Source organism: Cellvibrio sp., from assembly GCF_053579595.1.
Genome location: NZ_JBRFPI010000160.1, coordinates 1 through 9,577, shown reverse-complemented (window position 1 = coordinate 9,577; position 9,577 = coordinate 1). Strand labels below are relative to the sequence as shown.

General features: G+C 51.8%; 10 protein-coding genes. 9 read left to right on the top strand and 1 reads right to left on the bottom strand.

Features of this window, described 5'->3' with window-relative positions:
• A partial coding sequence (locus ACWA6V_RS11300; protein ID WP_449522579.1) for a glycine zipper 2TM domain-containing protein occupies positions 1 to 472 on the bottom strand: 472 nt, incomplete at its 3' end.
• 253 nt (positions 473 to 725) lie between these two features.
• On the opposite strand from ACWA6V_RS11300, the gene ACWA6V_RS11295 reads away from it, so the two are divergent.
• The 9 genes from ACWA6V_RS11295 to ACWA6V_RS11255 all read left to right on the top strand — a co-directional run.
• Positions 726 to 1,979 carry a glutamate-5-semialdehyde dehydrogenase gene (locus ACWA6V_RS11295; RefSeq protein WP_449522580.1) on the top strand — a complete coding sequence of 418 codons (1,254 nt, stop codon included), beginning with the start codon at positions 726 to 728 and terminating at the stop codon, positions 1,977 to 1,979.
• Positions 1,980 to 2,024: 45 nt separating this feature from the next.
• Positions 2,025 to 2,660: a nicotinate-nucleotide adenylyltransferase gene (gene nadD / locus ACWA6V_RS11290; protein WP_449522578.1), complete on the top strand. Its 636-nt coding sequence runs from the start codon at positions 2,025 to 2,027 to the stop codon at positions 2,658 to 2,660.
• Between the two features lie 63 nt (positions 2,661 to 2,723).
• Positions 2,724 to 3,056, top strand: coding sequence for a ribosome silencing factor (gene rsfS, locus ACWA6V_RS11285; RefSeq protein WP_449522577.1), 333 nt, complete (start codon positions 2,724 to 2,726; stop codon positions 3,054 to 3,056).
• 24 nt (positions 3,057 to 3,080) lie between these two features.
• Positions 3,081 to 3,557, top strand: coding sequence for a 23S rRNA (pseudouridine(1915)-N(3))-methyltransferase RlmH (gene rlmH / locus ACWA6V_RS11280; protein ID WP_310067289.1), 477 nt, complete (start codon positions 3,081 to 3,083; stop codon positions 3,555 to 3,557).
• 75 nt (positions 3,558 to 3,632) lie between these two features.
• Positions 3,633 to 5,675: a penicillin-binding protein 2 gene (gene mrdA / locus ACWA6V_RS11275; RefSeq protein WP_449522576.1), complete on the top strand. Its 2,043-nt coding sequence runs from the start codon at positions 3,633 to 3,635 to the stop codon at positions 5,673 to 5,675.
• Complete coding sequence (rodA, locus tag ACWA6V_RS11270) at positions 5,668 to 6,822, top strand: rod shape-determining protein RodA (protein ID WP_449522575.1); 1,155 nt, start codon at positions 5,668 to 5,670, stop codon at positions 6,820 to 6,822. The genes mrdA and rodA overlap by 8 nt, the downstream gene beginning before the upstream one ends.
• Positions 6,823 to 6,871: 49 nt before the next feature.
• Entirely contained in the window at positions 6,872 to 7,912 is a 1,041-nt protein-coding gene (mltB, locus tag ACWA6V_RS11265) for a lytic murein transglycosylase B (protein WP_449522574.1), read from the top strand.
• The gene (locus tag ACWA6V_RS11260; protein WP_449522573.1) at positions 7,912 to 8,820 is read left to right on the top strand and encodes a septal ring lytic transglycosylase RlpA family protein; all 909 of its coding nucleotides are present in this window, start codon (positions 7,912 to 7,914) and stop codon (positions 8,818 to 8,820) included. Before mltB ends, ACWA6V_RS11260 begins: the two co-directional genes overlap by 1 nt.
• Positions 8,821 to 8,934: 114 nt before the next feature.
• The coding region (locus ACWA6V_RS11255) for a D-alanyl-D-alanine carboxypeptidase family protein (RefSeq protein WP_449522572.1) at positions 8,935 to 9,577 on the top strand (643 nt) is incomplete at its 3' end.

Genomic DNA, 9,577 nt, shown 5'->3' with positions numbered 1-9,577 from the left:
CATCATAACCGACCAACTGACGTTCGTATTCGGTGCGGTAGCGCGTGTTGCACGCTTCGCGATCTTCATAGCGCGTTACGCGACGACTACCGCCTGCCACATCATTGCCAATCGCTGCACCAATCAAGCCGCCGGCAGCCGTTGCATGACCGCTACGGCCAACTTCATGGCCAATCGCCGCACCGATCAAGCCACCCACTACGGTGCCTTCAAAAGAATCGCCGCCGCGTTGACGCTCGCTGTAGGCCACCGTTTCGACATGGCAGGAATCCATGGGTACTTCTACAGCGACGGTGCGGTAAATCGGTCTGCTCGAAACCACGCGCGCATATTCGGTGTACTCAACCACTTGGTAAGAATGGCGATGGTGGTCGTGGTGTCTGTGCTTATGGTGACGGTCGCGATCAGCCAGGGCGTTGTTAGCCAGCAACAGGCTGCTGGCCAGGGTGCTGATTAATAACAGGCTTTTCATGATGTATATCTCGTATGGTTGATGGTGGCTCCCGGTTGGTTGGGAGTGGATCCAGACTAAGCCTTTTAAGATGAACGAAAACTGAAATATCACCGAGCAATCTTGTGCGTTCGGTCGCAATCCGGATAAACCGCGTTAAAGAGTCAGAATCGCGGAAATAAAGCCAGCTTCAGCGCCAAAAGTGTGCGCAACTCGGGTTATAATCGCGGCCATTTTTTCTGAATTGCCCGCAACAGGTTGTTTCATGTCTGAATTGAACGTCAAAGAATACATGGCCGGGCTCGGCCGCAAAGCGCGTATCGCCTCTCGTGTGATCGCTGCTGCCCCCACCGCATTGAAAAACAAAGCGCTGTTGGCGATTGCCAACGAATTGGATAAATCGCGTATTACGCTGGTTTCCGAGAATCAAAAAGACTTGGCAGCTGGCAAAGCAAATGGCCTTGACGCAGCTATGCTCGACCGCTTGGCAGTCAAGCCAGCGACTATCGACGGTATGATTGAAGGTCTGCGCCAAGTGGCAGCATTGGCTGACCCTTGCGGTGAAATCACCGGTATGAGCTATCGTCCGAGCGGTATTCAAGTTGGGAAAATGCGCGTGCCTTTGGGGGTGGTCGGGATTATTTACGAATCGCGCCCCAACGTGACCATTGATGCAGCGAGTCTGTGTTTAAAATCCGGTAACGCGGCGATTTTGCGTGGCGGCAGTGAAGCCATTCACTCCAACCGCGCCATCGCCAATTGTTTGCAAGCGGGCTTAAAAGCGGCTGGTTTGCCCGCCGATGTAGTGCAAGTAGTGGAAACCACTGACCGTGCAGCTGTAGGCGAACTAATTACCATGCCGCAATTTGTGGATGTGATTGTTCCGCGCGGCGGCAAAGGCTTGATTGAGCGCATCAGCAGCGATGCCAAAGTGCCGGTGATCAAACACCTCGATGGCATTTGCCATGTGTACATCGACGATAAAGCGGATCTCGACAAAGCCTTCACCATTTCCATGAACGCCAAAACCCATCGCTACGGTGTGTGCAATGCGATGGAAACATTGCTCGTGCATGAGCAAGTTGCCGCGCAAATTCTGCCGCGCCTCGCTGCTGCTTACGCTGAAAAAGGTGTTGAGCTGCGCGGCGATGAAAAGACCCGCGACCTGATCAGCGCCAATGTGGCGACTGAAGAAGATTGGGCGACTGAATATCTCGCGCCGATTTTGTCGATCAAAATTGTGTCCGGTTTGGATGAGGCCATCGCCCACATCAACCAATACAGTTCGCAACATACCGACGCAATTGTGAGTGAAGACTACACTCGCGCCCGCCGGTTTATTACCGAAGTAGATTCCGCGTCAGTGATGGTCAATGCCTCGACTCGTTTTGCTGACGGATTTGAATATGGTCTGGGTGCGGAGATTGGTATCTCCACCGACAAAATCCATGCCCGTGGCCCCGTTGGCCTCGAAGGTCTGACCTCGCAAAAATGGGTTGTGTTTGGCGATGGACACATTCGTGCGTAACCCCCACCCTAGCCGGGCGCCCTCCTAGGGAGGGGGTTGCTGTTCATGCGCAAAACCCTCGGTATTTTCGGCGGCACTTTTGATCCGATCCATATCGGCCATCTGCGCATGGCGCTGGAAATAAAACAGCAGCTGCAGTTGGATGAAATGCGTTTGCTGCCGTGTTACTTGCCGCCGCATCGTCCAACACCCGGGGCGAGTGCAATCCAGCGCGTGGACATGCTGGAGATAGCGTTGCAAGGCTGCACGGAATTGCGAATAGATAAGCATGAGTTGCTGCGCGATAAACCTTCCTATACTTACGACACCCTGCATGAAATGCGCGCTGAAGTAGGCGAGCAAACCAGTTTGTGTTTGTGTATGGGAATGGACAGTTTTGCAACGCTCGACACCTGGCATAACTGGACGCAATTGTTGCAGTTGGCACATATCGTAGTAGTTGCGCGTCCCGGTGGTTTTTTACCGGAGTCGGGAGCAGTGGTAGATTTGTTGCAATCCTGCCGCGCTGATAATGCGGCGATTACGCAAAGGTCAGCGGGTGCGATTGTGTTGTTGGAACAGCGGCTACTGCCCATCTCCGCCACTGATATTCGCGCGCAAATCCGCACGGGACATTCGCCGCAGTTTTTAGTGCCCGATGGTGTGTGGAATTACATTCGCAGCAATGGTCTTTATCAATAAGCTGCGCTCTTGATTAATCTTTTTTGCATTTTATTTTTTGAATTTTTATTAATAGGTAACTGAATGTCAGATTTAAACAAAGCGATCATTAACGCCCTTGAAAACCTCAAAGGCAAAGACATAGTGACGCTCGATGTACACGAACTCACCGATGTGATGGACACCCTGATTATTGCCAGCGGTACCTCCAGCCGTCACTCGCGTTCATTGGCTGAAAATTTGGTGGAAGAAACCAAAAAAGCCGGCTTCCGCGCACTGGGCATTGAAGGTTTGGAAACCGGCGATTGGGTGTTGGTGGACTACGGCGATACCGTTGTGCATGTAATGCAGCAGGAAGCGCGCGATTATTACGAGTTGGAAAAGCTCTGGTCGATGAAGCCGGCCAGTCGCGGTTGAGCCAGGCCTGGATAAGTAATCGTTATGCGCATTCGCATTATCGCTGTGGGCACCAAAATGCCCGACTGGGTTGAAGCTGGCTATGCGGAATACGCTAAACGTATGCCGCGCGATGTCACGGTAGAAATGGTGGAATTGCCGCTCGCCCAGCGCAGTAAAAATAGCGATATTGCCAAGGCGATGGAAAAAGAAGGCGAGGCCATGCTCGCGGTGATTGAAAAAGGCGGCAAAGACGAACAAGTGATTGCACTTGAGGTCAAAGGCAAACCCTGGAGTACCGAGCAGCTCGCGGAAAATCTCGCGGGCTGGAAAATGAGCGGATCAAATTATTCATTGTTGATCGGCGGTCCTGATGGTTTGGCGCCAGCGTGCTTGGCGTTGGCGACAATAAAGTGGTCGCTCTCACCGCTTACTTTGCCACATCCGCTGGTGCGCATTTTGGTGATCGAGCAACTCTATCGAGCCTGTACGATTTTGCAGAATCATCCGTATCACAAATAATGATGTCGCCAAGACCAGATTAAAAAAAACCTACAACAACATCAACTTTGATTTATACGAGTTCCCGACCCGAACATGCAAGAATCCCAACAGTTTAAAGATCACCAGCGCGAGGCAAAAATATTTCGCAGCCGCGTACTGGTGATGGCGGTATTTATGCTGCTGTTGGTGTCAGTCCTGGTGTATCGCTATTACGATTTGCAAATCGTCAATTACGAAGAGTACGCCACCCAATCTGATCGCAATCGTGTACACGTCCAGCCAGTTCCGCCTACGCGCGGTTTGATCTTTGACCGCAATGGCGAATTACTTGCCGATAACAAAGCGAGTTTTACTCTCTCGGTCGTCAGTGCTGACGCCACCGAATTGAACAACACGATTGAGTTGCTTAAAGGTCTGATTGAAATTAGCGCTTCGGATTTGGGGAAGTTCTATAAAGCGCAAAAACAGCGCCGCCATAAACTCGACCCGGTTCCCCTGCGCTATCGCCTCACAGAAGAAGAAATTGCGCGCCTTGCGGTAAATCAGCATTTGTTGGATGGCGTAGAAGTGAATGCGGAGTTGGTGCGCAACTATCCGCATAAGGATATGTTTGCCCATGTGATTGGCTATACCGGGCGCATTAGTGAAAAGGAAGTCGATGCGTTTACGCCCGAGCAATTGCAGCGCTATTCCGGTACCCACGCCATCGGCAAGATTGGGATCGAGGCGAGTTACGAAGATGTGCTGCTGGGTGAAGTGGGTAGCCAGAATGTTGAGACCAATGCGCGTGGCCGTGTTATGCGCATTCTCGATCGGATCGATTCCAAACAGGGCAGCGATTTGCGCCTGCATTTGGATGCGCGTATGCAAGAGACTGCCGTCGCTGCCATGCGTGGTCGGCGCGGCGCAGTAGTGGCGATTGATGTGAAGACCGGCGGGGTATTGGCGGCGGTGAGCTATCCCGGTTTTGACCCTAACCTCTTTGTGACAGGCATTGGTTATCGCGATTACAAAAGCCTCAATGAAGACATAGATACCCCTTTATTCAACCGCTTTTTACAGGCTCAGTATCCTCCCGGTTCAACCATAAAGCCGGTGATTGGTCTGGCTGGTTTGCATACGGGTTTTACCGATGTCAATCGCGCCATTTCGGACCGCGGCGTATTTACCTTGCCCGGCAGTTCCCGTCTCTATCGCGATTGGGTGCTAGCCAGAACCGGCGGTGGCCACGGCCGGGTGGATCTCAAAGCGGCCATTTCCCAATCCTGTGATACTTATTTTTGGGATCTGGGCAACCGCATGGGGATCGATCATATCAGTAGTTTTGGCCCCCATTTTGGCCTCGGTAACCTTACCGGTATCGATATTCCTAGCGAGCGCAAAGGCCTGTGGCCATCGCGCGAGTGGAAGCGTGCGGCGCGGCGCGAGGCTTGGTACCCGGGCGATACGGTCAATATTTCGATTGGGCAGGGTATGGTGCTGGCAACGCCCATGCAATTGGCGGTGATGACTGCCACCATCGCCAACCGCGGTGTCCGCTACCGGCCGCAATTTATCCAGAAAATTGGCGATCAGGTGCATGAGCCGATTGTCGATGAGATTTTCGAAACCAAACCCGAATACTGGGATGCGATTATCGGTGGCATGGAAGAGGTAATGCACGGTGCTCGCGGCACAGCGCGGCGGGTATCGGAGCGTTCTGAATACCGCATGGCGGGCAAGTCGGGTACGGCGCAGGTAGTGGCTATCGCCCAAAACGCCAAATACAACTCGGCGCTGCTGAAAGAGCGTCATCGTGACCACGCATTGTTTGTGGCCTTTGCCCCGGTTGAGGCACCGCAAATTGCGGTCGCGGTGATGCTTGAAAACGCCGAGGGCGGTTCCAGCCAGGCGGCGCCAGTTGCGCGTGCGATGATGGATGCCCAAATTCTCGGCTATTACCTCAAAGCGGATGAGTTTGTTCCACCGGTAGGGTTTCACCATGCCGCTATTATCAAGCGCCTCAACAACTATATCGCCGAACGCAAAGCGGTGCAGGTGGCCAAAGAGGCGGAGTTACCGGCTAAAGCAGCGGTGCAAGCTGGCTCATCCTCGTCCACCGCGCCTGTGAAGGTTCCGGAGACCGCTCATGAGTAAACAGGATTTCCTGCGGCGCATGCCCGAAGCGGGGAGTGCATTCAGTCGCCGCGCGCGCCTGGCCGAGCGCCTGCACATCGATTTTTTCCTGCTGCTGCTGTTGATGTTGCTGACGGTGATTGGCTTGACTGTGCTCTACAGCGCCAGTGGGCACAACCTGCCGAGTGTGGAAAAGCAGGGCACTTTTTTTATGATTGCCTATGTCACTATGTTTATAGTCGCGCAGATTCCGGTCGAGTTTATGCGGCGCATGGCGCCCGTCGCCTATGTTGGTGGAGTTTTGTTATTGCTGGCGGTTACTATTTTTGGCGATATTTCCATGGGCGCCCAGCGCTGGTTGCAACTCGGCAGCTTCCGTTTTCAACCATCGGAAATTATGAAACTCGCCATGCCGATCACTATCGCAGCCTACCTTAGCCGGGGCTTTTTGCCGCCACGTTTCACTCAAGTCGTTGTCGCGCTGGGGCTCATTGGTTTACCTACAGCCCTGATTATAGAGCAGCCGGATTTGGGTACCTCCATCCTGGTCGCTACTTCGGGCATTATGGTGTTGTTTTTCTCCGGCCTGCTTTGGCGTTATATCGCTGCTGCAGTGGTGGTGTTTGGTGCGAGCCTTTGGCCGATCTGGCATTTTATGTTGCACGATTACCAGCGCCAGCGGGTGCTGACCATGCTTGACCCCACCCAGGATCCGCTCGGGACCGGGTGGAATATTATCCAGTCAAAAACTGCCATCGGCTCTGGTGGCCTATCGGGCAAAGGCTGGATGGAAGGCACCCAATCGCGCCTGGATTTCCTGCCTGAAGGCCATACGGATTTTATTATTGCGGTCATGTCAGAAGAGTTTGGCTTGCTCGGGGTGATACTCTTGCTCGCTATTTATGCGATGGTCATTATTCGCGGCTTGATGATTGCGGTGAACTCACAAAGCAGTTTTGGCCGCTTGCTCGCCGCTGCCGTGAGTTCAACGTTTTTTGTTTATGTGTTCGTCAATATGGGTATGGTGTCAGGCATAGTGCCGGTGGTCGGTGTACCCTTACCCCTGATCAGCCAGGGCGGTACGGCGATTGTTGCACTCTTTGCAGGTTTTGGTTTGTTGATGGCGATTGCCACCGAGAAAAAACGGGTAATGACACCCCAGTCTTGATCCCTATACCGCCGGTTAGTGGATAGGAAAATGCGTTAAACGAGGTTTTATGTTGTCTTTCTGTTACAGCGTTTCAAAAAAGTGCCTGAGTGTTTTAGCAGGGGCAAGCTTTAGCTTTGTTGCGGCGGCTGATTATAGCCAACATCCACTGGCGGCCGGTTTTGTCGATGAAATGGTGCAGCAACACGGCTTTACGGCCGATGAAATTAATCAGTGGTTGAGCAAGGCGGAAAAGCGCCAGCCCATCCTGGATGCTATTGCGCGCCCGGCAGAAAAATCCAAAACCTGGAAAGAATATCGCCCGATTTTTATCGTGCCTACGCGCATCACCAATGGTGTTGCGTTTTGGAATGAGCATCGCGCCGCACTGGCGCGCGCCGAAAAAGAATACGGTGTGCCCGCCGAAATTATTGTGGCGATTATCGGTGTGGAAACTAACTACGGCAAAAATACCGGCAGCTGGTATGTGATTGATGCGCTCACCACTCTCGCGTTTGATTACCCTCCGCGCGCACCGTTTTTCCGCTCTGAATTGGTGAATTATTTTATTCTCACGCGCGAGCAAAAACACAATCCGTTGGAATTCAAAGGCTCCTACGCAGGCGCTATGGGTTATGGCCAATTTATGCCGTCAAGCTACCGCAATTTTGCTGTCGATTTTAGTGGCGACGGTTTTACCGATATTTGGAATAATCCCACCGATGCGATTGGCAGTGTCGCCAACTATTTCAAACAACATGGTTGGCAAACCGGCAAAACGGTGGTGGTTCCAGCCAGGTTGACCAAAGCGCGCGATGCTCTCTTGGCCAATGAGTCATTTAACAAAGTAGAACTACCCAGTATTAAAGTGAGGGATTGGAAAAAAGCGGGCATCACATCTACCAAAAAAATTGCCCGTAATACACCGGCAATTGCGATTGAATTTGATGGCGCCAATGGTTTGGAATATTGGCTCGGTTTGCAGAATTTCTACACCATTACCCGCTACAACCGCAGCCCCATGTATGCCATGGCGGTGTACGATTTAAGCCTTGAGATCAAACAAGCGATGCGTAAAGCCGATAAGCCATCAGTGGGAGCTGTACACTAATGCTGTCGATGCCCCGAACTGGCTCTGCCAATAAAATACAAAAAAGAAATATCGCACTGGTATTTATTTGCTGTGTTTTATTGGCGGCCTGTTCGGGCAATAAACCCAAGTCCGGTAATACCACTAAATCCTCTGAGCCATACAACCCCAATGACGGCCGCTATGAGCACGATAAGGATTTTGGGCCAAGCGAAGAAATTGATATGTCGCACGTGCCCGATGCTGTGCCGCGCTATGAAACACGCACCCGGGCAGGCAATAAAAATCCTTACACTGTGCTCGGCAAAACCTATCACCTGATCAAAGATGAAAGTTCCTATCGCGAGCGCGGCTACGCTTCCTGGTACGGCAATAAATTTAATGGCCACAATACGTCCAATGGCGAACGCTACGATATGTACGCCATGACCGGTGCACATAAAACCTTGCCGATCCCATCCTATGTGCGTGTGACCAATTTGGATAATGGCAAAAGCGTCGTTGTGCGTATTAATGACCGCGGCCCGTTTCACCAGGGGCGTATTGTGGATTTGAGTTACGCTGCAGCGCAGCGCATTGGTATCCATAAAACGGGTACCGGCAGAGTTGAAGTAGAAATTGCGTTGCCTGGTGATGCTGCACCTATACCGCGCCGCGCCGATAGTAAAACTCCTAAAAATCTTGAACCCGCGTTACCGGCGGGTACTTATTTACAGTTGGGTGCATTCAGCCAAAAAGATTCTGCACAGCAATTTGCGGCGAGTGTAGGTAGCAAACTGACTTATCCGGTCATCATTAAATCTGCGGCACAACCTAAACAGGTACACCGCGTGCGCGTTGGCCCATTTAAAGACGCAAAAAGTTTGCAAGATGCACGCGACCAATTGGCGCGCATTAAAATTTTTGAAGCGCATGTGGTTTATCAATAAATCCTGTGGCGTCAGCGCATGAAATTCAGGTTTGATTCACGCCGCTGCTTTACTGTTACAATTCGCGAATTCAAATTTTCTTTTCCATTTCGTTTTACAGAGTGTTAATCAACCATGATTAAAAAATTATTTGCCAGTGTTCTGCTGGTCAGCTCAGGTCTCACCTTTGCGCAGCAGCCAGCCGCGCCAGTTCCATCTGCTACTTTGCCTACACCGACACCTGGCCAAGTCGTCGAACAAAAGCCAGTGGTTATTCCGGCAGCGCCCCAATTGGCTGCGACCGGTTTTATTTTGGTTGATGCTACTACTGGCAGCATTGTGGCCGAGAGCAATTCCGAACAGCGTTTACCTCCTGCGAGCCTCACCAAAATGATGTCCAGTTATTTGGTGGTTGATGAAATTGAAAAAGGCCGCATCACTGAAGATGCTATGGTGAACATCAGCGTAAAAGCCTGGAAAATGGGCGGCTCGCGCATGTACGTAAAAGAGGGCACACAAGTGTCCGTTATCGATTTGTTGCGCGGTGTGATTATCCAATCGGGCAACGACGCAACCGTAGCGCTCGCTGAATATGTTTCCGGCAATGAAGACGCGTTTGTTGATTCTATGAATCAAAAAGCCGCTCAACTCGGCATGGTAAATACCCATTTTGAAAACTCAACCGGTTGGCCTGCTGAAGGTCACTTGACTACGGCAAAGGATTTAGCAGTGCTTGCGCGTTCGATCATTAATGATCACCCGACTCACAACCGGCTCT